This is a genomic window from Plantactinospora sp. CNZ321 (assembly GCF_004217235.1).
This window is the reverse complement of sequence record NZ_SHKQ01000001.1, coordinates 2,708,619-2,731,753: the sequence shown is the minus strand read 5'-3', so window position 1 is coordinate 2,731,753 and position 23,135 is coordinate 2,708,619. Positions and strand designations below refer to the sequence as shown.

General features: G+C 72.6%; 15 protein-coding genes. 7 read left to right on the top strand and 8 right to left on the bottom strand.

The window, feature by feature from the left end:
- The first annotated feature begins 348 nt into the window (after positions 1–348).
- The 3 genes from EV371_RS12205 (at position 349) to EV371_RS12195 (ending at position 7,708) form a co-directional block, all read left to right on the top strand.
- Positions 349–639: a flavin reductase gene (locus EV371_RS12205; protein WP_207230463.1), complete on the top strand. Its 291-nt coding sequence runs from the start codon at positions 349–351 to the stop codon at positions 637–639.
- Positions 640–993: 354 nt separating this feature from the next.
- On the top strand, positions 994–2,421 hold the full coding sequence (locus EV371_RS12200; RefSeq protein WP_130462142.1) for a nucleotide sugar dehydrogenase: 1,428 nt from the start codon (positions 994–996) through the stop codon (positions 2,419–2,421).
- Between the two features lie 229 nt (positions 2,422–2,650).
- On the top strand, positions 2,651–7,708 hold the full coding sequence (locus EV371_RS12195) for an FmdB family zinc ribbon protein (protein WP_130462141.1): 5,058 nt from the start codon (positions 2,651–2,653) through the stop codon (positions 7,706–7,708).
- Positions 7,709–7,739: 31 nt separating this feature from the next.
- On the opposite strand, the gene purE is transcribed toward EV371_RS12195, so the two are convergent.
- The 6 genes from purE to mca all read right to left on the bottom strand — a co-directional run bounded on the left by purE (position 7,740) and on the right by mca (position 15,797).
- Positions 7,740–8,213, bottom strand: coding sequence for a 5-(carboxyamino)imidazole ribonucleotide mutase (gene purE, locus EV371_RS12190; protein ID WP_130465849.1), 474 nt, complete (start codon positions 8,211–8,213; stop codon positions 7,740–7,742).
- 56 nt (positions 8,214–8,269) lie between these two features.
- Positions 8,270–9,445 (bottom strand): 5-(carboxyamino)imidazole ribonucleotide synthase, encoded by a 1,176-nt coding sequence (locus EV371_RS12185; protein WP_130462140.1) that lies wholly within the window; start codon positions 9,443–9,445, stop codon positions 8,270–8,272.
- A gap of 13 nt (positions 9,446–9,458) precedes the next feature.
- The gene (locus tag EV371_RS12180) at positions 9,459–11,459 is read right to left on the bottom strand and encodes a DUF255 domain-containing protein (protein WP_130462139.1); all 2,001 of its coding nucleotides are present in this window, start codon (positions 11,457–11,459) and stop codon (positions 9,459–9,461) included.
- A 133-nt stretch (positions 11,460–11,592) separates the two neighbouring features.
- Positions 11,593–14,340: an EAL domain-containing protein gene (locus tag EV371_RS34260; RefSeq protein WP_486484581.1), complete on the bottom strand. Its 2,748-nt coding sequence runs from the start codon at positions 14,338–14,340 to the stop codon at positions 11,593–11,595.
- Between the two features lie 185 nt (positions 14,341–14,525).
- On the bottom strand, positions 14,526–14,861 hold the full coding sequence (locus EV371_RS12170) for a hypothetical protein (protein WP_130462138.1): 336 nt from the start codon (positions 14,859–14,861) through the stop codon (positions 14,526–14,528).
- 54 nt (positions 14,862–14,915) lie between these two features.
- Positions 14,916–15,797, bottom strand: a complete 882-nt coding sequence (mca, locus tag EV371_RS12165) for a mycothiol conjugate amidase Mca (RefSeq protein ID WP_130462137.1) — start codon at positions 15,795–15,797, stop codon at positions 14,916–14,918.
- Positions 15,798–16,039: 242 nt separating this feature from the next.
- Here mca and EV371_RS12160 point away from each other — a divergent pair, with 242 nt between their 5' ends.
- Together EV371_RS12160 and greA are read left to right on the top strand one after the other, a co-directional pair.
- Complete coding sequence (locus tag EV371_RS12160) at positions 16,040–16,474, top strand: DUF4307 domain-containing protein (RefSeq protein ID WP_349338068.1); 435 nt, start codon at positions 16,040–16,042, stop codon at positions 16,472–16,474.
- A 197-nt stretch (positions 16,475–16,671) separates the two neighbouring features.
- Positions 16,672–17,169 carry a transcription elongation factor GreA gene (greA, locus tag EV371_RS12155; RefSeq protein ID WP_130462135.1) on the top strand — a complete coding sequence of 166 codons (498 nt, stop codon included), beginning with the start codon at positions 16,672–16,674 and terminating at the stop codon, positions 17,167–17,169.
- Between the two features lie 89 nt (positions 17,170–17,258).
- Here greA and ilvA read toward each other — a convergent pair whose 3' ends face one another.
- Both ilvA and EV371_RS12145 read right to left on the bottom strand, forming a co-directional pair.
- A complete protein-coding gene (gene ilvA / locus EV371_RS12150) occupies positions 17,259–18,482 on the bottom strand; it encodes a threonine ammonia-lyase (protein WP_130465848.1) in 1,224 nt (407 codons plus the stop codon).
- A 178-nt stretch (positions 18,483–18,660) separates the two neighbouring features.
- Positions 18,661–19,314 (bottom strand): hypothetical protein, encoded by a 654-nt coding sequence (locus EV371_RS12145; protein WP_130462134.1) that lies wholly within the window; start codon positions 19,312–19,314, stop codon positions 18,661–18,663.
- A 236-nt stretch (positions 19,315–19,550) separates the two neighbouring features.
- Here EV371_RS12145 and EV371_RS12140 point away from each other — a divergent pair, with 236 nt between their 5' ends.
- Together EV371_RS12140 and EV371_RS12135 are read left to right on the top strand one after the other, a co-directional pair.
- The gene (locus tag EV371_RS12140) at positions 19,551–20,033 is read left to right on the top strand and encodes a hypothetical protein (RefSeq protein WP_130462133.1); all 483 of its coding nucleotides are present in this window, start codon (positions 19,551–19,553) and stop codon (positions 20,031–20,033) included.
- A 52-nt stretch (positions 20,034–20,085) separates the two neighbouring features.
- Positions 20,086–23,055, top strand: a complete 2,970-nt coding sequence (locus EV371_RS12135) for a hypothetical protein (protein WP_486484580.1) — start codon at positions 20,086–20,088, stop codon at positions 23,053–23,055.
- The last annotated feature ends 80 nt before the right edge of the window (positions 23,056–23,135 follow it).

Genomic DNA, 23,135 nt, shown 5'->3' with positions numbered 1-23,135 from the left:
CCATTCCCGAGGGAAGGAAAGATCAATGTCTCGCCGCCACCGATCAGGAGTACGGCATCGCCGTGCGTGGTACTTCCTGTGGTATTTCTGCGCCTGCGGACGCCGCTGGCCCGGCCCACGGTGCCAGCCCGGCTCGCGGTCCGCCGGCACCGGCGCCCCGCCGCCACATCCGGAGCCGAGTCGGTACCGGATGCCGCCGCCGGTGCCCGATCCGGTCCCCCACCCCGGTCGCGTCCGCCCGACGAACGGCCGCGCCCTCGGAAACGCGTCGAGTCGATCGATGACCAACCGCCGCACCGGGCAGTCGGTGCCGGGGCGGCCGGACCGCAGTCGTCGGAGCCAACGAGTATGACCGCCCCGGCGGGTGGCGACCCGATCTGGCGACCCCATGCCCGGTTCCGGGCGCACACGCCGACCCGTCCGGCGTTCCGGTGCCGCACCTGCGGCGCACCCTGGCCGTGCCAGTCGGCCCGGCTCGCGCTGCTGCTCGCGTACCGCGACAACCCGCTCGGGCTCTTCACCTACTTGGCCACTGCGCTGCACCGGGCGCGGCACGACCTGCCGAACCGGGATTCCGCCGAACTCGCCGTCCGCTTCCTCGGCTGGGTCCCGCGCACGCTGGAGGCTCGGGGCCGATGAGCAGGCATTTCCGACGGTCAAGATCTTCTGGGGATGATATTCGCCCAGCCGCACCAAACACGCCTACCAGCAGAAATCAGGGGAATAGCTCTGAGAAGGGGCAGCGTGGGCACCCGGGCGGCGGTGCACCGGACCGGCAGGCAGGCTGTGAAGATACCGACCGAAGGTGCACCGGGATGGGCAATCCGCGTAGGCTCAGCGCTTGTCGTCCCGGCGCGACGGCGACTCGCCGACCACGCATCCTCGACACCAGGTGAACAAGACCCACAATGTCCGACATCGGCGCTCTCCTCCGGCGCCGACCTCCCACCGCGACGCAATGAAGCGCCGCCACTGCGAGCGGAGAACACAGGCGTGACGATCCCGTACCCGAGCACCCAGCCCATGCCGGCGATTCCGGCGGTGACCCCGCCGTCCGGCGCCGCCCGTCCGCGTCTGACCTTCCTCGGCACCGGCTATCTGGGCGCGACGTACGCCATCTGTTTCGCCGAACTCGGCTACGAGGTGATCGGCTTCGACGTCGACGCCGAGAAGATCGCCAAGCTGGCCGGCGGCGAGGTGCCGTTCCACGAGCCCGGCCTGGACGAGCTGCTCAAGCGCAACCTGGCCGCCGGCCGGCTCCGGTTCTCGACCGACATCGCCGAGACCGCCGCCTTCGGCGACGTGCACTTCATCTGCGTCGGCACCCCGCAGCGGGCCGACGGCATGGGCGCCGACCTGTCGTACGTCGAGGCCGCCGTCACCGGGCTCTCCCAGCATCTGACCCGCAAGGCCCTGATCGTCGGCAAGTCCACCGTCCCGGTCGGCACCGCCGAGTGGATCGAGCAGCTCGTCGGCAAGCACGCCGAGGCCGACCTCGGGGTCGAGGTCGCCTGGAGCCCCGAGTTCCTCCAGGAGGGCTTCGCCGTCGAGGACGTGCTCCGGCCCAACCGGATCGTGGTCGGCGTCAAGAGCGAGTGGGCCAACGGCATGCTCTACTCCGCGCACAAGGGCGTCTTCGACCTGGCCGCCACCGAGGACCGGGAGGTTCCGCTGGTGGTGACCGACTTCGCCACCGCCGAACTGGTCAAGGTCGCCGCGAACGCCTTCCTGGCCACCAAGATCTCCTTCATCAACGCGATGGCCGAGGTCTGCGAGGTGGCCGGCGGCGACGTCACCCAGCTCGCCCGGGCGATCGGCTACGACCCCCGGATCGGCAACCGGTTCCTCCAGGCCGGTGTCGGCTTCGGCGGCGGCTGCCTGCCCAAGGACATCCGGGCGTTCCAGGCCCGGGCCCAGGAGCTGGGTGCCGGCGAGGCGCTGCGCTTCCTGCACGAGGTCGACCTGATCAACCTGCGCCGCCGCAGCCGGGTGATCCAGCTCGCCGCCGAGCTGCTCGACCGCCGGTACGGTCCGGCCGGGCCCGACCTCTCCGGCACCCGGATCGCGGTGCTCGGCGCCACCTTCAAACCGAACTCCGACGACGTCCGGGACGCCCCGTCGCTCGCCGTCGCCGCCGCACTGCACAAGGCCGGCGCCGACGTGCACGTCTACGACCCGGAGGGGATGGAGAACGCCCGCCGGGAGCGGCCCGACCTGACCTACGAGGCCAGCATGAACGACGCCGTGCGCGGGGCCGACCTGGTCTGCGTACTCACCGAGTGGGCCGACTTCCGCAACGCCGACCCGGTGGCGCTCGGCGAACTCGCCGGCGGACGGCGGGTCGTGGACGGTCGCAACTGCCTCGACTCCGGACTCTGGACCCAGGCCGGCTGGGAGTACCGGGGCATGGGCCGGCCGTAGCGCCTCCACACCACCGCCGCACCGTCGATAGCGCACCGACCGGACGGCGACAATCGTGAATTCGACGCCGACTTGCCGGCCGTGGACCCACCGAGGTCCGCGGCCGGCCTTTTAGGATCTCCTCAGCCGGGTCTCGCACGCGATCGGGGGCTGTTCAACGAAAGCCCCGCGCAGGCATGCTTCGGTGGAAGCCCGTGACGCGGCCCGCGCGCCGGCTGGAGGGGGTGCCGTGAGTACGACGTACCAGTGCTCCTCGTGCGGCCGGGAGATCGAGCCGGCGCCGCACTGCCCGCACTGCGGGACCGAACAGCTCCGGTGGGCCGACGACCTGGCCCGGATCGAGCGCTCGATCGCCGAGATGAAGATCCGCGAGGCGGCGATAGCCAAGGAGCAGAAGACGATCGCCTCGCAGATGCAGGCGGCGCTCTTCCAGCGGGACATCCTGTCGCACGCGGCGGACCAGCGTCGCAAGCAGAACACCAAGCCGCGCCGGGTGCTCCGGCGCAAGGCCGACCGGCGCCCACCGACCGCCGCGCCCGGCACCTCCCCGGGCGGACCACCACCCCGGGTACCCCGGCAGCCGAAGGGCGGCGGCACCGACCGGATGGCACCGCCTCCACCGCCGCCGCCCCCACCGCCCGACGCGGGGCCGACCTGGGACGACGGCGGGAAGGCCCGACCCGAGGCCTCCAGCCGGGAGGTGCAGAACATCCTGCTCGGACTCGGCGCCCTGCTGCTCGGCATCGCGGCGGTGGTCTTCGCCGCGGTCGCGCTCAGCTCGATGGACGACTTCAGCCGGGTGGCGATCCTGGTGCTGGCCACCGCGCTGATGCTGGCCGCACCGCCCCAGGTGGCCCGGCGCGGGCTCAGCGCCACCGCCGAGACCATCGCGGCGGTCGGACTGCTGCTGGTGCCGCTGACCGGGTACTCGCTCTGGACCGTCGACCGGTTCGGCGACAGCGGCCTGCCCGGATCCCTCTTCGCCGGGCTGACCTTCCTGGTCACCGCCGCCGTCGCGGCCGGCTACACCGTGGCGACCGGCCTGAACGCCCCCCGCTACGCCGCCGTACTCGCCGTGCAGCCGATCCTGCCGCTGCTCGCGTACGCCTGGGTCACCGGGCCGGCGGGCTGGGCCGTGGTGCTGGCGGCGGTGGCGATCGGGAACCTCTATCTCGGCCGGCTCTTCGGCGACGACGGGCGGCTGACCGGCTGGCCGGCCCGGTTCCGGTTCGGGCCCGAGCTGCCGGTGGACGCCCCGCCCGCCGCACCGAGGGGCCGCCCCGCCGGCCGGCCGGACCGGGTGGGCGGCGACCCGACAGATCCCGGCCGGGACCCTTCCGACGGGACCGGCCCGGAGCGGCCGGAGACCTTCCCCGAGGAGGCGGACGCGGTCGTCCAGGCCGATCCGGCCCTGGGCGGGTCGGCGAAGCGGGTCCGCACCCCGGGCGTACGGGCGTCGGCGGTCCACACCCCGTGGGTGCGGGAACTGGTCTGGACACTGCACGGCCTGGCCTTCGCCGTCGCCGTGGTCTGCGCGGTCCTCGCGCTGGTGAACGCCGACACCGTACCGGCCGCCGCCCGGGCCGGCCTGGCGCTGCTGCTCGCCGCCGGGGTCGGCATGGTCGGCGCGCTGACGCTGCGCCGGCCGCCCCTGCCGGATATCGCCGCCGGGATCCTCACCCTGGCCGTGATCGGTGCCGCCGGCCGGGTCGCCGCGGTGGCCCTGCCGGGGCGGGCACTGGTGGTGATCGCCGCCGTGATCGCGCTGACCGGACTCGGCGTACGCGCGGTCCCCGAGGCGGCCCGGCGCGGGCCGCAGCTGGCCTCCGCCGCCGCCCTGATCGTCATCGGCATCGTGGTGGCCGGCGGCGCTCTGCGGGCCGCCCTCGCCCCGATCCGGGCCGCCCTGCCGGTCTGGGAGGCCGACCTCGCCGGATACCCCGGAAAGCTCGCCGCCGAGGTCGGCGACACCTCCTGGCAGCTCGCCGTCACCGCGCTGCTGCTCACCATCGCCGCCGTGCTCTCCTCGCCGCCCGAGGTACGCCGCGAGTTCGCCGTGGTCGGCGCGGCGTTGACCGCACTCGCCACGCCCGCCTCGCTCGGGTTCGGCTGGGTCGCCGCCCCGTGGCCGCCGGTGCTGGTCGCCATCGGCATCGGACTGGTCGGGCTGACCGCCGAAACCCGACGGGCGGCGCTGACCCACGCCGTCGCCGCCGCCGTGGTCGGCCTCGCCGGGGCGGCCGCCTCGGTGGTCCGGCCCGGACTGACCGCCGCCGTCCTCTTCGCGCTCGCCGTCGGCGGGGCGCTGGTCGCACTCGCCCCGCTCGCCCGTACGGCACCGCTGGGCCGGTGGTCCGGCCTGCTCGGCGACTGGGCGGCCGGCGGGGCGGCATTCGCGTTCCCCGGTGCGGTGGCGGCCTTCGTCGCCTCGGCGGTACCCGTCGACCCCACCCCGACCGTCCTGTCGGTACGGGAGGCCAGCCAACCGGTGCTGGCCGCCAGCTTCCTGGCCGTCTGCGCGGTGCTCTGCTACGCGGCGGTCACCCAGGTGGCTCAGCGGCAGATCAGCGTGCCACTGGCCGTCGGCACCGGTCTCGGGGCGCTGGCGGTCACCGCGGCGGCCTTCGGCGCCCCCGGCGCCACCCTGCCGGACGCCCTGGTCGGCGGGCTGCTGCTGGTCAGCGCGATCCTGCTGGTGCTGGCCCCCTCGATCGACTCGGGCCGGCGGGCCGACCGACTGCTGGACGGCTCGGACATCGCCGCCGCGGCGGTCACCGCGGCCCTGGTGGGCACCCTCGCCCGGATCGCCGGCATCCTCACCGACGGCGCCGAACTCGCCGCCGCCGCCTTCCTCATCCTGGTGGTGGCCGCCGGGATCCGGGCGATGCCGGTCGAGTGGCGGCGCGGGCCGATCCTCGGGATCGCGCTGACCGGTGGCCTGGTCGCGCTGCTCGCCGGCTGGAGTGCGCTGAGCGGCGGCCTCCAGGTGCTGTCCACCCCCGGCCGGCTCTGGGCCGCCGACCTCGCGCAGTGGCACGTCAGCGAGACCGGCACCGGCGCTCAGGCCCCGGTCGCGCTGCTCCTGCTGGCCGGTGCCGCCGCGATCGCCCTGCCCCGGCCCTGGGCGTACGACGTCGCCGCGGCCTGCGTCGGACTCGCCACCATCGGCATCCCGGCGGCGTTCGGGCTGCCCTGGTGGTCCCCGATCGTGGTCGGCGGGGCCGTCGCCACCGTCTACGGGGTGAGTTCCGTCGTCGCCGCCGATCCCCGGGCCGGGCTGTCCCGGGCCACCGTCGCCGGGGCGGTCACCCTGCACGCGGTCGGGGCGAGCCTGGTCAGACCGTGGACCACTGCGGCCGCGCTCGGCATCGTCGCGCTGATCGGCGCGGTCGTCGCCACCCTCGCCCGGGTCGTCGGGACCCTCTCCGGACCGGCGGAGGAGGCCGAGTCCTGGTCGATGCCGCCGCAGACGGCCCAGATCGGCGGGCTCGCCACCGGTGGGGCGCTGTTCGCGCTCAGCGGCGCACTCGCCTCGCTCGCCGCCGCGCTGCGCTCACCCGCCGAGGTGGTGGTGCTGGCCACCCTCGCCGGGGCGAGCCTCGGGGTCGCGGTGGTCGGAGTGATCCGCCGGCAGGTACCGCAGTACCTGCCGTACGCCACGATGGGCATCGTCGGCGGGGCGACAGCGACCTCGGTGGCGGCGCTGCTCACCAACCTGCCCTGGGGCGTCTACGCCGCCGCGGCCGTCCTCCTCGGGGTGCTCGCCGAGCTGATCCGGGCGGTCACCCCGGCCCCGACTCCGCTCCGGGAACCGATCCGGCGCTGGTCGGTGATGCTCGGTGGCGCGCTCCGCCGGCTGCCCGAGCCGCCCCGGGGCGGTCGCTGGTCGGTCAGTCCCGCGGTCGGGGCGATGATCGCGGCCGCACTGCCGACCGCGCTGGCCGTGGCGGCGCTGGCTCCCGCCCTGGTGGTGGCGCTGGTCGAGCCGTACCAGACGCTCGGCCGGATCTGGAACGGTCCGCCGGTCGGGCTCACCGATCCGCAGCCCGATGCCGTGGACCCCGGCAACGTGCTGGCGGCCCTGCTGCTGACCATCGCCGCCGGGCTGGCCGCCACCGGGTTCAGCGGCGGCCGGCCGGCCCGGGCGGTGCCGGTGGTGCTGCCCGGTGCCGCGATCACTCTGCTGATCACCCCGATCTCGCTCGGCCTGGCCTGGCCGAACGGCACGCTGGCCGCGCTCGCGGTCTTCACCCTCGCGATGCTCGGCCTGGCCCTGACCCCGCCCCCGCCGGACGCCGAGGTCGCCCGCTCGCTGCGGCTGACCCGGATCCTGGTCTTCGGCATCGGACTCGCCGCCGGTGGGGCCGGACTGGCCGGCGCGCTCGCCACCCGGAACCTGACCCTGTTCACCCTGAGCGCGGCGGTGGGCGTCGGTGCCGTGGCCGCGCTGGGCGGCCGGACCCAGAACGCCCGCATCCTCGGCTGGCTCTTCGCCTCGGTGATGGCCCAGACCTTCGTCTTCACCGCGGGCCTGGTGCTCGGGCTCGATCCGGCCTGGTCCGCCTTCGGGGTACTCGCGGTGGGTGCGGTGCTGCTGCTGGTCGCGGCGATGCTACCCCGGCTGCGCCGCCCGGAGGCGATACGCGAGGCGACCACTGTGGAGTGGGCCGGGTACGCCGCCGCGCTCATCGCCGCCGCGCTCGCCTACGACTCGCCCCGGCACATCGCCGCGCTGCTCGCCGCCTGGGGCGCCGTACTCGGGATGGCCGCCGTTCGGCCGTACCGCCGTACCGTCGAGCGGCGCGTGCTCTTCTGGTCGGCCGTCGGCTGCGAGATCGTCGCCTGGTGGCTGCTGATGGCGCTCGCCGACGTCGCGCTGCCGGAGGCGTACACCCTGCCGTTCGCCGCCCTGGCCCTCCTGGTCGGCCTGCTGGAGCTGCGGCACCGCGCCGACCTGAGCAGCTGGCTCGCGTACGGGCCGGCGCTGGTCGCGGCGTTCCTGCCGACCCTGGTGATCGTGCTGTTCGACAACGACAGCGCTCTCCGGCAGGTGTTGCTGCTGCTCGGCGGGGTGGCGACGCTGATCTGGGGATCCAACCGGCGGCAGCAGGCTCCGGTGATCATCGGGGCGGTGGTCACCGCGCTGGCCGCGCTGCGCGCCCTGTTCGACTTCGGACCGTGGTTGGTGCTGATCCCGGTCGGTCTGTTGCTGCTGGCGTTCGGGGCCAACAACGAGAACCGGCGCCGCACCCAGGAGCGCCTCCGAGCGGTCCGCGGCATGCGCTGACCACCCGTGCGCGGGGTGCGACCCCCGTCGGCTATGCGCCGAGGCTGGCCCGCAGCGTGGCTTCCTTCTGGGCGACCAGCGCCGCCAGTTCGGCCTGGTACGCCAGCATCCGGTCCCGGAGTGCCCCGTCCGAGGCGGCCAGGATGCGTACGGCCAGCAGGCCGGCGTTGCGGCCGTTGCCGATCGACACCGTCGCCACCGGAACACCGGCCGGCATCTGGACGATGGAGAGCAGCGAGTCCAGCCCGTCGAGGTGCTTGAGCGGCACCGGCACCCCGACCACCGGCAGCGGGGTGGCCGAGGCCACCATGCCGGGCAGCGCGGCGGCCCCGCCCGCACCCGCGATGATGACCCGGATGCCCCGGCCGGCGGCGGCCTGGGCGTACTCGATCATTTTGACCGGGGTGCGGTGCGCCGACACGACCCCGACCTCGTAACCGACACCGAACTCGGCCAGCGCCTCGGCCGCCGCACCCATCACCGGCCAGTCCGAGTCGCTGCCCATGATCAAACCGACCGGCGGCGCCGACCCGGTCACGCCGCCGTCGGCGCCCCGCTCGCTCACTCGTGCCCCTCCCGTAGCCACCAGGCGGCCCGGACGGCCCGGGCGCGTACCTTCTCAAGATCGTCACCGAGCACCGTGACGTGCCCGATCTTGCGGCCGGGCCGGACCTGTTTGCCGTAGAGGTGCACCTTGGCGCCCGGATCCTCGGCGAAGAGGTGGTGCAGCCGCTCGTCAATCGAGATGCCGCCGTCCGGGCCGCCGAGCACGTTCGCCATCACCACCACCGGAGCGGTCAGCGCGGTGTCCCCCATCGGGTAGTCGAGCACCGCCCGAAGGTGCTGCTCGAACTGGGAGGTCCGGGAACCCTCGATCGTCCAGTGTCCGGAGTTGTGCGGCCGCATCGCCAACTCGTTGACGACCAGCGCCGGCTCGCCGTCCGGGCCGGTCACCTCGAACAGCTCGACCGCGAGCAGGCCGACCACGCCGAGCGCGGTGGCCAGGTCGATCGCGAGCTGCTGGGCCCGCAGCGCCACCTCCTCCGGCAACCGGGGCGCCGGCGCCAGCACCTGCACACAGATGCCGTCCCGCTGCACGGTCTCCACCACCGGGTACGCCGCCACCTGGCCGAACGGCGAGCGGGCGACCTGCACCGCCAGCTCCCGGCGCAGCGCGACCCGCTCCTCGGCGATCAGCTCGGTGCCGGCGGCCCGCAGCGTGCCGACCAGCTCGGCGGCCTCGGTCGGGTCGGCGACGACCCAGACGCCCCGACCGTCGTATCCGCCCCGGGACGCCTTGAGGATCACCGGCCAGCCCAGCTCGGCGCCGAAGTCGACCAGGTCGCCCGGCTCGGTGACCGGCCGCCAGCGCGGCACCGGGGCGTCCAGCTCGGTCAGCCGCTCTCGCATGACCCGCTTGTCCTGGGCGTGCAGCAGCGCGTCGGCGGGCGGGTAGACGGCCACCCCGGCCTCGGCGAGCGCCCGGACGTGCCCGGTCGGCACGTGCTCGTGGTCGAAGGTGACCACGTCACAGCCGTCGGCGAAGTCGCGCAGCGCGGCGAGGTCGGTGTGCTGGCCGTACCGGACGTCGGCGGCGACCAGCGCGGCTCCGTCCTCGGGAGTGTGCGCCAGCACGCGCAGCGACTGGCCGAGGGCGATCGCGGCCTGGTGGGTCATCCGGGCCAGTTGGCCGCCGCCCACCATGCCGACAACGGGCAGACCCGTGCGGGAATCCATAGCGGGCGCAAGCCTAACCGCCGCTGACGCCGAGCTGCGCCAGCAGGGCGTCCCCGGTGGTGACCGGGCGGTCGCAGACGAAGCCCCGGCAGACGTAGGCGGTCGGAACGCCGTCGATCATGGGTCGGTCGGCCAGCAGCGGTACGCCGGGACGGTCCGGCTCGCCGGCCACCACCACCGCGCCGGGCGGGGCGTGCCGGTGCGCCAGCGCCAGCAGCGGGTCGCCGGCCGGCTCGGCGGTGACCACCGCGATCTCGTACGGGCCGGAGAGCAGCGCCTCGCCGACCGTGGCCGCGTACCCGGTGAACCGGGCGTGCCGGCCGACGATCGGCGCGACGGTCTCCAGCGCGGCCACCGCCGCCTCCCGGTAGCGCACCTGCCCGCCCAGCGCCGAGTACGCCACCAGCGCCGCCGCCACCGCCGACAGTCCGGACGGGGTGGCGTTGTCGGTCGGGTCGGCCGGCCGGCTGACCAGCTGCTCGGCGTCGTCGGCGGTGTCGTAGAAGCCGCCCTGCCCGGTGCCGAACCGCTGCAGCGCGACGTCCAGCAGCAGCCCGGCCAGCTCCAGCCAGCGTCCCTCCCCGGTGAACTGGTGCACCGCGCAGAACGCCTCGGCGACGCAGCCGTAGTCCTCCAGCACCCCGGCCGGCTCGCCGACCCGACCGTCCCGGGAGACCCGGCGCAGCCGCCCGTCGACGATGTGCCGCTCCGCCAGCACCTCGGCGATCCGCACCGCCGCCGCCCCGGCGACCGGGTCGGCGGTGAGGGTGGCGTACTCGACCAGGGCGGTGACGGCGAGCCCGTTCCAGGCCGCCACGACCTTGTCGTCCCGGGCCGGCTGGGGCCGGCGGTCGCGTACCTCCCGGAGGGCGGTCCGGACCCGCTGCCAGTGTTCCTGGATCTTCGGCTCGGCGTCGTCGATGTCCCGGGCCAGCCGGAGCACCGAGGTGCCGTGCTCGAACGAGCCGGCCTCGGTGACCGCGAAGATGTCGGCGGCCCACCGGCCGTCCTCGTCGCCGAGCGCCTCGACGAGCTGCGCAGGGGTCCAGGCGTAGGTGGCACCCTCCACGCCCTCGGTGTCGGCGTCCAGCGCCGAGGCCAGCCCGCCGGCCGGGGTGTTCAGGTCGTCGAGCAGGAAGGCGACCGTCTCGGTGGCGATCCGGCCGGCGAGCGGGTCCCCGGTCAGCCGCCAGAGCTGGGTGTAGACCCGCAGCAGCAGCGCGTTGTCGTAGAGCATCTTCTCGAAGTGCGGCACCGTCCAGTGCCCGTCCACCGAATACCGGGCGAAGCCGCCGGCGAGCTGGTCGTAGATGCCACCCCGGGCCATCGCCTCGCAGGTGTGCCGGACGATCTCCAGATCGCGGGTCGCGCCGGTGCGCTGGTGGTGGCGGAGCAGGAAGAGCAGGTTCATCTGCGGCGGGAACTTGGGCGCGCCGCCGAAGCCGCCGTTGGTCTCGTCGTACTCCCGGGCGAGCTGCTCGGCGGCGGCGTCCAGCGTCTCGGCGGTGAGCGGGGCGCGCGGCCCGCCGACGGCCTGGGCGCCGGCCAGCGCCTCGACCACGGCCGCGCCCTGGCCGAGCACCGCCTCGCGCTGGTCGGTCCAGGCCTGTGTCACCGACTGGAGCAGCCGGACGAAGTTGGCCTTCGGGTAGTACGTACCGCAGAAGAAGGGGGTGCCGTCCGGGGTGGCGAAGACGGTCATCGGCCAGCCGCCCTGCCCGGTCATCGCCTGGGTGGCGGTCATGTAGACCGCGTCGACGTCCGGGCGCTCCTCCCGGTCCACCTTGATCGCGACGAAGTTGTCGTTCACCAGCTTGCCGACGGTCTCGTCCTCGAACGACTCGTGCGCCATCACGTGGCACCAGTGGCAGGCCGCGTAGCCGACCGAGATCAGCACCGGTACGTCCCGGCGGCGCGCCTCGGCGAACGCCTCGGCGGTCCACGGCCACCAGTCGACCGGGTTGTCCTTGTGCTGGAGTAGGTAGGGGCTGGTCGCGCCGGCCAGTCGATTCACCCGACGACCATATCCGCTGCGCCTGCACGGCGCTCGGCGTCCGGCACAGGCCGGCAAGCTCCTCCGGAGTCCCCATCGACGGCTGCGGTCCGCTGTTGGACGCCGGACGCCGCCGTCGACCGCCGTGGCCCGGCTAGGAGGCGCCGTCGGCGCGCAGCGGCAGGATTCGCGCCTGTGCGGAGTCGAGCAGCGACCGCAGTACCGCGACGATCTTGTCCGACGGCATCGGCCGGAAGAAGTGGTAGCCCTGGGCGGCCGTACAGCCCAGCTCGGCGAGGGCGGCCCGCTGGTCGGCGGTCTCCACCCCCTCGGCCACCACCCGCAGCCCCAACTCGCGGCCGAGGTCCACGGTGGTCCGGACGATCGCCGCCGCCTCCGGCGACTCCGCCATCTTCATCACGAACGACCGGTCGACCTTGAGTTCGTCCACCGAGATCCGGGTCAGGAAGGTCAGCGAGGAGAACCCGGTGCCGAAGTCGTCGACGGCCAACTGCACGCCCATCGCGCGCAGCGCGGAGAGCACCTCGTCGATGACCTCCAGCTCGCTCATCACCACCGTCTCGGTGATCTCCAACACGAGCCGGCGTGCCGGCACCTGGTGCCGGCGCAGCGACTCGGCCACCTCGGCCGGCAGCCGCGGGTCGAGCAGGCTGCGCGCCGACAGGTTGATCGAGATCGGTACGTCGAGACCGTGCCGGGCCCAGTCCGCGGCGACGCTGAGCGCCTTGTCCACGACATATCGGGTGAACGCGCCGAGCAGTTCGCTGCCCTCGATGGTCCGGACGAAGTCCGCCGGGGTGAGCCGGCCCCGCCTCGGGTGCCGCCACCGGATCAGCGCCTCCACCCCGGTCGGCCGTCCGGTGCAGAGGTCGACCGCCGGCTGGAGTGCGAGTTCGAGCTGGTCGTCGACGTCCAGCGCCTCCCGCAGCTCGGCCAGCAGGGCGAGCTTGTCGGTGCTGGCCGCGTCCCGGCCGCTGTCGTACGACGCGACGCTGCCGCCGCCCTGCTTCGCCTGGTACATCGCGATGTCGGCCCGACGCAGCAGCTCGGTCATGTCGGCCGTACCCGCGCCGGCCACCACCACCCCGACGGAGACCTCGACCGACATCCGTACCCCGGCAACCTCGATCGGGTTGGCGAGCAGTTCGACGATCTCGCGGGCCCGGCGCAGCACGTTCGGCATCGGCGACCGGTCGGTGGCCGGCTCGGCCAGTACCGCCGGGGACGGGATCAGCAGCGCGAACTCGTCCCCGCCGAGCCGGCCGAGCAGCTCACCGGGGCGGACCAGCGCGTCCAGCCGGTCCGCCGTCACCTGGAGCAGCTCGTCGCCGGCCGCGTGCCCGAGCGTGTCGTTGACCTCTTTGAAGTGGTTGATGTCCAGCAGCAGCAGGGCCACCGGATGGTCGTGGGCGAGCTGGTGCAGGGCGACGTCGCCCTTGCTGAGCAGCGCCGCCCGGTTGATCAGGTTGGTCAGCGCGTCGTGCACCGCCTCGTACGACGACTGGGCGGTCACCAACCGCAGCTGGCGGTGCGTCGCCGCGTCGTGCAGCGCCGCCGCCAGCGCGTCGCCGAAGGCCGACAGTGCGTCCTGCTCCCGCTGGCCGGGCGGGGCGGAGCGGGGCAACCGGACCCGCAGCTCACCGACCGGGCAGGCGCCGACCACCAGCGGTCGGACCAGTTCCTGCTCGGTCCGCCCGGTGACCGGCGGGCCCTGCCCGGTGCCGGCCCGACCGGCGGCCCTGCCGGCCGACAGGTCGCCGCCGACCTGGCTGGCCACCAGGTCCAGGCCAAACCGGCTGGCCAGCGGCAACCGGCCTTTCGCGTCGTTGGGCGGCCCCGACGGCCCGCCCGGTTCGCCGGGATGGGCCCGCTCGGCCGCGGTCAGGTCGCGGTGCCACACCGGCCGGCCCGGCTCGCCGCGGTAACGCCGCCAGCGGCCGTCGCCGCGCCGCACGTCCACCTCGACCCACTCGGCACCGAACAGGGCCAGCGGACCGGCCACCCCGGCCGTCGCGACACCGTGCTCGTCGAGCTGGTTGAGCGCGCCGGTGGCCTCGGCAAGGGCCCGCCAGGCGCGGCGTTCGTCGTCGGCCCGGAGCCGCTGACTGTACGTCTGCTGGAGCAGCCAGAGCACCGGCGGCAGGAAGAGCAGCCAGCGCGGGTCGTACCCGACCACCGCCACCACGGCCAGCCCGACGAAGACGTTGCCGACGAACATCAGCAGCTTGCCCTGGAGGGCGCGGAGCAGCGCCGGCCAGAGCCGTTCGCCGTGCCGCAGCGACAGGGTGAGCCCGACCAGGCCGGCGGCGGCCAGCAGATAGGCGAGCGCGCCGACGGCGAGGGCGGCGATCAGCGGCGGCGCCAGGTCGGTGACGAGGATCGTCCCCAGCACGCCCGGCACCGGCGTGCCGAGGGCTCCGGCGACGGCCAGCGTGACCGTGACGGCCCACGCGACGGAGAGGCCCAGTGCGGCGGCGGTGCGTACGACGTCCAGCGCGGAGCGCCGGTCCACGAAGATCGCCAGCAGCGTCCAACCCAGCACCGCACCGAGCAGGGCGGCGGCCGGCAGCCAGCCGGGCGGCACCAGGGAGAGCCCTATGATGAACGACGCCTCGCCCCAGGTGACGCTGACCCGACCCGACCCGACCCGGAGCCGCAGCCTGAAGAGCTGCGCGAGCGCCATCACACCGGTGGCGATGCCGAACCGGGCCAGCGCCGGCAGCGGGTCGTCGGTGGACAGGTCGGTGGGGATGAGCAGACCTGCCGCGGCGATGATCATCGCAACGGGCAGGGCGATGAAGGTGAGCACCCGCAGTCGACGGGGTGCCGACGCGATGCCGACCAGAGCGAGGATGCGCCCGGACCGACGGCCGGAGGTCACGGATCGCCGCCGTTCGTCGGCGACCGCCTGGCGACGTGGCCGTGCCACAACCGGCGCTGGGCGTCGGGTCTGGTTCTCATCGGCGCCCCCTCCCGCGCACGGTGCGGGGACTTTTGGTCCCCCGGCGGAAGGCTAAGCCAATCCGATTGAGCGCAACAGGGGGCGCCTGGCCGGATTAGCGTGAATCATGGCGCGGACTGACTGTTCCGGTCCTGCTGGGGGGCTTTGGGAGCGCTTCCACCAGATTCCTCGGCCGCCGAGGCGTCGGCGGACGTGCTCGCGGCGCCCGGCTCGTCCGCCGACGACTCGACCGCCGATGACTCGGCGGCCGGCGGCTCGTCGTCTCGTTGCTGAGGAAAGCGGTCGGGCAGCCGGCGCAACCGGGCGTTCATGTTGCGGATGAGCAGGACCGTGGCAATGGCGAGCACGGTGATCAGGAAAAGACCCATCGGTCCGGCCAGGCCGCCGGTCCGGGTGTCACCGAAGTTGTTCTCCGCGAGCACCTGCGCAGCGGTAAGCATGACTGGAAATCCTCCGATGTGGCGGCCTACCCCCTAACGGTACGCCTACCCGACTCACCGGACCTGCGCGGTCTCCCGTACCCCGGCGAAGAGATCCGACTCCGGCAGCGGGCTGTCGACCACCGAGCGGACCAGCTCGAAGTCCTCCGTCGGCCAGGCCTGCTGCTGCAGCTCCATCGGCACATGGAACCAGAAGCCGTCCGGGTCGACCTGGGTGGCGTGGGCGCGCAGCGCGTCGTCGCGGACCGGGAAGTAGTCGGCGCACTCGACCCGGGTGGTGATCCTCGGGCCCTTGTCCGGCCGGTCCTCCCAGCGCTCCAACCACTGCGCGTACGGCGACTCCGCGCCGTGGGCGAGCATCGCCTCGTGCAGCGCCATGATCTTGGCCTTCGAGAAACCGATGTCGTAGTAGAGCTTCAGCGGCTGCCACGGCTCGCCCAGCTCTGGAAAGCGCTCCGGGTCGCCGGCCGCGTCGAACGCCGCCACGCTGACCCGGTGGCACATGATGTGGTCGGGGTGCGGGTAGCCGCCCTCCTCGTCGTAGGTGGTGACGACGTGCGGGCGGAACTCGCGCATCAGCTTCACCAGCGGCGCCGCCGCGACCTCGACGTCCTGGAGCGCGAAGCAGCCCTCGGGCAGCGGAGGCAGTGGATCGCCCTCCGGCAGCCCCGAGTCGACGAAGCCGAGCCACGCCTGCTCGACGCCGAGGATCGCCCGGGCCGCGTCCATCTCGGCCCGGCGGATCTCGGCGATGTTGGCCCAGACGTCCGGCCGGTCCAGCTTCGGGTTGAGCACACTGCCCCGCTCGCCGCCCGTGCAGGTGACGACAAGGACCTGCACGCCTTCGGCGACGTATTTCGCCATGGTCGCCGCGCCCTTGCTCGACTCGTCGTCGGGATGGGCGTGCACGGCCATCAGACGTAGCTGTTCTGCCAACTCAGGTGCTCCCTCGTGATGCCCGGGCCGGGCTCGGCCCCCCGTTTCCCCCTCCAAGCGCCCACCCCTCCGCCGCCGCCGCGATCCGAGGACCGCCGGATCCGAGAACCGCTGGATCCGAGAACCGCTGGATCCGGTGGGTCGTGGACGACCTGCCAGACCCGGCCCGGTCGTCGACTGAGAGGATGGGCCTACCCATTCTTGCCGATGCCCCCGACAACCGTGCCAGGAGATGCCCGCCGGTGCCCGAGACGCCCGCCACACCCGTACCGAACGCCCCGGTGTTCCCACCCGGCCGGTACGGCCGCCGCCGCGCGCTCCGGCGCCGCCGGCCCTGGGTCTCGGCGCTGCTGGCGGTCGTCCTGCTGGCGGTGCTGGGCGCGGTCTCCTACCGCCTCTACCGGCAGTACGGGGACCCGAACTACGACGCCCAGGTGATCACCTACACCGAGATCACCGACAGTCAACTGATGCTCGAGTTCCGGGTTACCGTGCCGGAGGGCGGCTCGGCGACCTGCGTGCTCCGGGCCCGCTCCAGGGACGGTGCCGAGGTCGCCCGCGAGGAGGTACGGGTGACCGCCGAGCCCGGGCAGCGGCACCTGACCATTCGGCACCGACTGGCCACCACGGCCCGGCCGATCCTCGGCGAGGTACTCCGCTGCCGCCCGGCCGCCTGAACCTTTTCCAACCTCCCCTTGCGGTCCGCCGGACTGCAAGGTCGGACGCGGTGCATGAGCGCCGCGCGGTTCAGGTTGAAAAGGTTCACTGAGCATCCGGCCAGCAGGTACGCCGACAAATGACCTGGCGTCCGGTGCATAGCGCACTGGTAACTTGGTAATTCGTCCCTGTCCACGACTACCCGAGGAGATCGTCTGTGTCCAAGACCGACCGCGAGGCAGCCGCGTGGCTGTCGCAGGAGGCCTATGACCGGCTGCAGGCGGAGCTCAACGAGCTGATCGCCGGCCGTCCGGCGATCGCCGCGGAGATCAACGCCCGGCGTGAAGAGGGTGACCTCAGGGAGAACGGCGGTTATCACGCCGCCCGAGAGGAACAGGGCAAGCAGGAGGCCCGGATCCGACAACTGCAGGAACTGCTCCGTACCGCCCAGGTGGGCGAGGCGCCGGCCACGGACGTGGTGGCACCGGGCTGCGTCGTCACGATCCACTTCGACGACGACGCCGACGACACCGAGACCTTCCTGCTCGGTTCCCGGGAGATCGCCGCGACCACCGACCTGACCGTGTACAGCCCGGAGTCGGCGCTCGGCCAGTCCATCCTCGGCGCCCGGCCCGGCCAGACCGTCACCTACACGGCGCCCAGCGGCGCGGAGATCAAGGTGACCGTGGTCCGGTTCGAGGCGTACGGCGGCTGACCGGCGGAGCGACCGGCCAACCGCCGGTGGGAGCGACCGGCCACCCCTCGGAGGGAGCGACCGGCAAATCGACGTCCGACCCAGCCGGCTCAGCCCGGCTGGGCGACGTCGACCTGGTAACCGCAGCCGCGCAGCGCGCTGATCAGCCGGTCGGAATGCTCGGCGCCCCGGGTCTCCACCGAGAGCGCCACCTCGACCTCGCCGAGCCGCAGGTGCGGGTTCTGCCGCTGGTGCACCACGTCGACCACGTTGCCCCGGTGCTCGGCGATCAGGCCCAGCAGCGAGGCCAGTTGGCCGGGCCGGTCCGCGCAGCGCACGGTGATCCGCAGGAACCGACCCGCCGAGGCGAGCCCGTGCTCGATCACCCGCAGCATCAGCAGCGGGTCGATGTTGCCGCCGGAGAGCACCGCCACCACCGGCGGCTCCACGGCGGCGATCGCACCGGACATCAGCGCCGCCACCCCGGCCGCCCCGGCCGGCTCCACCACCTGCTTGCCCCGCTCCAGCAGCATCAGCAGGGCCCGGGAGATGTCCTCGTCCGAGACCGTCACGATTTCGTCCACCAGCTTGCTGACGTGGGCGAAGGTGACCTCACCGGGCCGGCCCACCGCGATGCCGTCGGCGATGGTGGCGAAGGCGGGCAGGCGTACCGGCTCGCCGGCCTTCAGCGAGGCGGGGAAGGCGGCGGCACCGGCGGCCTGCACCCCGATCACCCGGATATCCGGACGGAGCGCCTTGGCCGCCACCGCGATCCCGGAGACCAGTCCCCCGCCGCCGACCCCGGCGACGAGGGTCCGCACCTCCGGGCACTGCTCCAGGATCTCCAGCGCCACCGTGCCCTGCCCGGCGATCACGTCCCGGTGGTCGAACGGGTGGATGAAGATCGCTCCGGTGCGGTTCGCGAAGTCCTGCGCCGCGACGAGTGACTCGTCGACGGTGTTCCCGACGAACTCCACCCGGGCGCCGTACCTCTTGGTGGCCGCCACCTTCGGCAGCGGCGCGCCCACCGGCATGAAGACCGTCGCGGCGGCGCCGAGCAGCCCGGCGGCGAGCGCCACCCCCTGGGCGTGGTTGCCGGCGCTGGCCGCCACCACCCCCCGGTCGCGCTCCGCCGCCGAGAGCCGGGCGATCCGCACGTACGCGCCCCGGACCTTGTACGACCCGGCCCGCTGCACGTGCTCGCCCTTGAGCCAGACCGGTCCGCCCAGTGCTTCGGAAAGCGGTCGGGACGGCTCCAGCGGGGTGACCCGGGTGACCCCGGCGAGCAGTTTGCGGGCGGCGGTGACCTCGGCGAGTCCGACCAGCTCCGTCATGCCCCCGATCGTCGCATCCGGCCGGTGCGGCCCCAGCATCGGCAGCCCGGTCGTGCCGGAACTCACCCGGTCGCCCTGTCCCGCACCGCCCGGATCGCGACCCCCGCACCCGGTCGCGGGTGGTCGGACATGGGGTGCGGCGGGTCACCGACGCATTAACGCGACCGCGACCGGGAGACTACCCCGCCGGCTGTGCACCCGTGGTCGAGGTGGCACCCGGGCCCGATGACCGGCCCCTGGAGTAGAGGCGTACCTGGAAGGCGGTCCCGGCGGACACCACCTCGGCGTTGAACCGGGGAAGTTCCCGATTCGCGTAGACGTCGCGAGAGTAGTCCTGCGCGGTGAGCCAGGTGGACAGCATCGCCTTCTCCTCACCGCGCAGCGCGGGCGCGAGGCAGGAGTCCAGCACCGCCCGGATGAGTCGCTGGTCGACGGTGATGCGCTGCCCGGTGGTGATGCAGAACACGGTGGCCACCTCGGTACCGCCACGGGCCGTGCTCTTGATGACCCCGAACCGGATGTTGTAATTGGTCCCCGGCAGCACGGTCGTGGTGTCGTACCCCCTGGCGACAGCCTTCGGTGGCGTGTGCCACCACTTCGCCCAGCCTGCGGCGACGGCGTCGACCTTGGTCCCGGAGATGGGCGGCAGCGACGGGCTGGACCGGGGCGCGGCGGACCGAGACCCCTCGGGCGCGCTCGGACTTTCCACAGTCGATGCGCTCGGCCCGGTCGCGGGAATCTGCTCCGGCCCCTCCGCGACCGGATCCTTCCCCGGGGCACCGAACCACCAGGCGCTGCCGAGGGCGAGCGCGGCGGCCAGCACGAGCAACACGACGAGCAACGGTCCGCCGCCCCCCCATGATCGCCGTGGCCGTGCGTCCACTTCGGGCTCGATCTGACCAGTCATACATATCCCCCGTCGTCACAAGCCATGACCGCGTGGCCCTGCGGCGAGGCCCGGCAGCAGGGCCGAAACTAGCACTGGGTCACCAGGCGGTCAACATTGCGCTATGAATCGAAGCCTGCAAGAGTATCGATGTCCTATAGGCGCATTCACGCGGGGGAAACGTGATGGCATTCCGCACATCCCTGTCCCTGTCCATCACATCAGTCCTCGTCGGACTGTCGATCCTGGTTCCGGCTACGCCTGCCGCCGCAGCCTGCACCGGTGCGGGCTGCAACGGCAAGATGGCGGCCGCGGAGGGCTGCACGACCGGGGCCTACGCCATCGTGGGCTTCACACTCGCCGACGATGAGGTGTCGAGGCAGACGTCCGGCGACCTGTGGTACAGCCCGACCTGCCGGGCGATGTGGGGGGACTTCAACGCCCCCGAGGTGACCTCGGTGGTCTGGGGTCAGCTCTGGACACAGCCGGAGTACGGCGGCGTCAACCATCTGGCCGCCAGCAACCAGCTGTCACAGCCCGGAAACTGGACCACACCGATGGTCGATTGGCAGCAGTCGGTCAAGTTCTGCGGCACCCACAAAGGCACTGATCCTGACATGGACCTCCCTTCCCAGGGCTACAACGCCTGCACCGCATGGCGCTGACCCAACCTCTGCCATGGCCGATGAGATCGCGACGTGAGACTACGGGGGAATCGTGCGTTCACTGAAGAAAAGTTGGCGGCGCCGGATCGCGGTCGTGGCCGTCCTGTCGGCTGTCACGGCACATATCTCGGTGCCGCCGGCCGCTGCGGAGCCGGCCGCCACGAACCCGACTCAGCCGGGTGCGCAGGCCGGCTTCACCGCGCCGGAGCGGGCGCTGGGCAAGGCCTGGCGGAAGTCCACTGACGTCCTGGTCACCGGCGCCGGTGACACCGATGGCTACCACCTCTACGTGGCCCGGGAGTCCGATGCCTTCGGCTGGTCCACCCTCGCCACCCTGACATCGAGCTCGATCCTGGTCGGGCCGTGGACCGGCGCCGTCTGCGTCACCGGCTCCGGGCGCTACGCGGTCGCCGTCTTCGCGCCGAAGAAGGCCGCCAACGTACCGGCGCTCTCTCGCGCCGGGGCCTTGGCTGCCGTGGTGGAGATCGCCACCGGCAAGGCGAGCCATGTGGCGACCGGCGTCGAACTCGCCTACTTCAACCCTGCCTGTGGTCCCGGCGACCGGGCCCTGCTCACCCGGTCTCTCGGCGACGACTTCGCCCAGTCGACCGAACTGCTGACCGTCGACGCCGCCGCGGGCAGGGTGACCGCAACCCGCCAGGTCAAGGGGCAACTCACCACGCCCGCCCCCGCCCCAGACGGCGACTACGGCATCCTCGGTGGTCACCTGGTCCGAGTAGACGATCGCGGTCAGACGACCCGGCTGGCCAGACCGACGGGACAGCCCTTCGGTCTCCAGGCCACCGCGGGCAGTGGGATCGACATGGTCACAGTGCACGGTGAGCAGGCGCTCGCCCAGCGGTTCCACGACGGCAATCTGACCACCGTCGCGATCGGCCCTTGGGACAAGCTCCAGCTCTTCGGTCAGCGAGGTGGCCGCAACGTGCTGGTCGGGCAGGCGCAGATGCGCGGCACCGTGCCGGAACTCGGTGTCGTGCCTGCCGACCGCCAGGTGCGGGCGGTGTCCGAGGCGGGACATCTCGTCGCTGAGGAGGTCGTCACCCAGCAGAGCATGCGGTCGGTCGGCCAGCCGCTACAAGCGGCGAACCCGGCCGACGCGGGCGACGTGCGCATCGCCGTCCGGGCGACGGCCACCGGTACACGGGCCACCCGTACGCTCGACACGACCATCGCGCCCAAGCTCGACGTCGAGTTGAGTTCGGGCACGACCGCGCGGGCCGAAACGCTCGGGGTGAGCACCTCCGATGTCGAGACTCCTACCTGCGCCGTGCCACGCAACGATCCCAGAGTTCAGCCTCTGCAGCCCAGCCCGGACATGGTGGAATGGGCCGTCAACCAGGCGGTGCACGGCCGGCTCAACGTCACCCGCCCGGCGAACTACCTGAAGGCCGGCCTGCCGTCCTACCAGCCGCAGGGGCTGTTCGAGCGCGAGCACCTGCTCGGCAACGGGCGGGTTCCGGCCCAGGTCATGCTCGCCATCCTGGCCCAGGAGACCAACCTGTCCCAGGCGTCGTGGCACGTCGTGCCCGGTGACACCGGCAACCCGCTGATCGCCAGCTACTACGGGAACCAGGACAACCTCGACGTCATCGATTACAGCGAGGCCGACTGCGGGTACGGCATCGGCCAGGTGACCACCGGTATGCAGGTGGACAGCGGGGTCTACACCGACACGCAGCGTCGGGCGATCGCGGTGGACTACGCGGCCAATATCGCCGCTGGCCTGAACATCCTGATCGACAAGTGGAACCAGATGGCCCTCGAGCGTCCGGAACACCAGAGTTTCATGAACAACAACGACCCCACCTGGGTGGAGAACTGGTTCCTCGCGGCCTGGGCCTACAACAGCGGCTACTATCCGTGGGCGAACCGCAACAGCGAACTCCAGAAGGGGCGCTGGGGCGTCGGCTGGTTCAACAACCCGGCCAACCCACGGTACATCGCCAACCGGTCACCATTCCTGCGGGTGACGATGGCCGACGCGGAGCACCCCAACGACTGGGCGTACCCGGAACGGATCATGGGCTGGGCGGAGTCACCTCAGCTCAAGGGCTTCCCGGTGATGTCCCATGCATATGCGGAGCCGGAGTACAGCGCGAACTCGCCGCGTACCGGGCCGCACGGGCTGGAGCAGGTGCTGTCGATTCCGGACCGGTACGAGTTCTGTTCGGAGGTGAACAACTGTTCGGAGGCGAACAACGGCTGCCCAGCCGATTCGGAGCTGTGCTGGTGGCACGGGGTGGCGAACTCGGGCAACTGCCTGATGGAGGAGTGCGCCAGGGAAAAGCTGAGCTACGGTTCCGGTACGGCGGAGCCCGGGGTCAAGCGCATCTACGAGCGCAACTGCGAGACCTTCACCGGCAACAACGGCGGGAACCGCAATCCGAACAAGCGGGTGTCGGTCGTCTACTCGCTGAACGACACCCGGCAGTACAACCTCGGCTGTAGCGACGTGGGCCCCTCCGACGGCAAGTTCACGATCCGACGCGGTTCACCGGCCGGTGGCCCCACGGCGCCATTCGCCGATATCGACCTGCACCAGATCGGCGCCGGTTACAAGGGGCACATCTGGTACACGTACGTGAACCAGAGCAACCCGAAGCGTCGGATCGTCGGGTCGTGGACTCCGAATCTCGACCTGGCCCCGGGTGAGCGGCACCGGTACGACATCCTCGCGCACGTGCCCAGCCACGGCGCCGACTACGACGGCGCCGAGTACCTGATAACCAGGGGGGCGGTCCTCTCCCAGGCGACGTGCACGATCAACCTCGCCGAGGAGGCCGGCTGGGCGCTTGGGGGGGTTCCCAATCCCAATCCGGCCAACCTCGGTGAGGACAAGTGGGTCTACCTGGGCAATTACGAGCTGGGCCGTGGTGCACAGGTGCAGATCAACAACGTCGGCACTGAGATCGTCAACGGCTTCGACGCGGTCGCGTTCGACGCCATGGCGTTCGTTCCGATCGGCAACAACCCTGGTCACGCGTGCAAGGACGACTACTAGTAGCTACTCGTGGAGCGCTCGTAGCTCCCACTACGACATAACGATTCGTCCGGACACCGCTCCTGGGGTCCGGGCGAACC

What these genes read in the sequence shown, in the direction of transcription:
- EV371_RS12205 (WP_207230463.1), top strand. Translation starts at nt 349, where the DNA reads ATGACCGCCCCGGCGGGTGGCGACCCGATCTGGCGACCCCATGCCCGG.
- purE (WP_130465849.1), bottom strand. Translation starts at nt 8,213, where the DNA reads ATGGGCAGCGACTCGGACTGGCCGGTGATGGGTGCGGCGGCCGAGGCG.
- EV371_RS12185 (WP_130462140.1), bottom strand. Translation starts at nt 9,445, where the DNA reads ATGGATTCCCGCACGGGTCTGCCCGTTGTCGGCATGGTGGGCGGCGGC.
- EV371_RS12170 (WP_130462138.1), bottom strand. Translation starts at nt 14,861, where the DNA reads ATGCTTACCGCTGCGCAGGTGCTCGCGGAGAACAACTTCGGTGACACC.
- ilvA (WP_130465848.1), bottom strand. Translation starts at nt 18,482, where the DNA reads ATGACGGAGCTGGTCGGACTCGCCGAGGTCACCGCCGCCCGCAAACTG.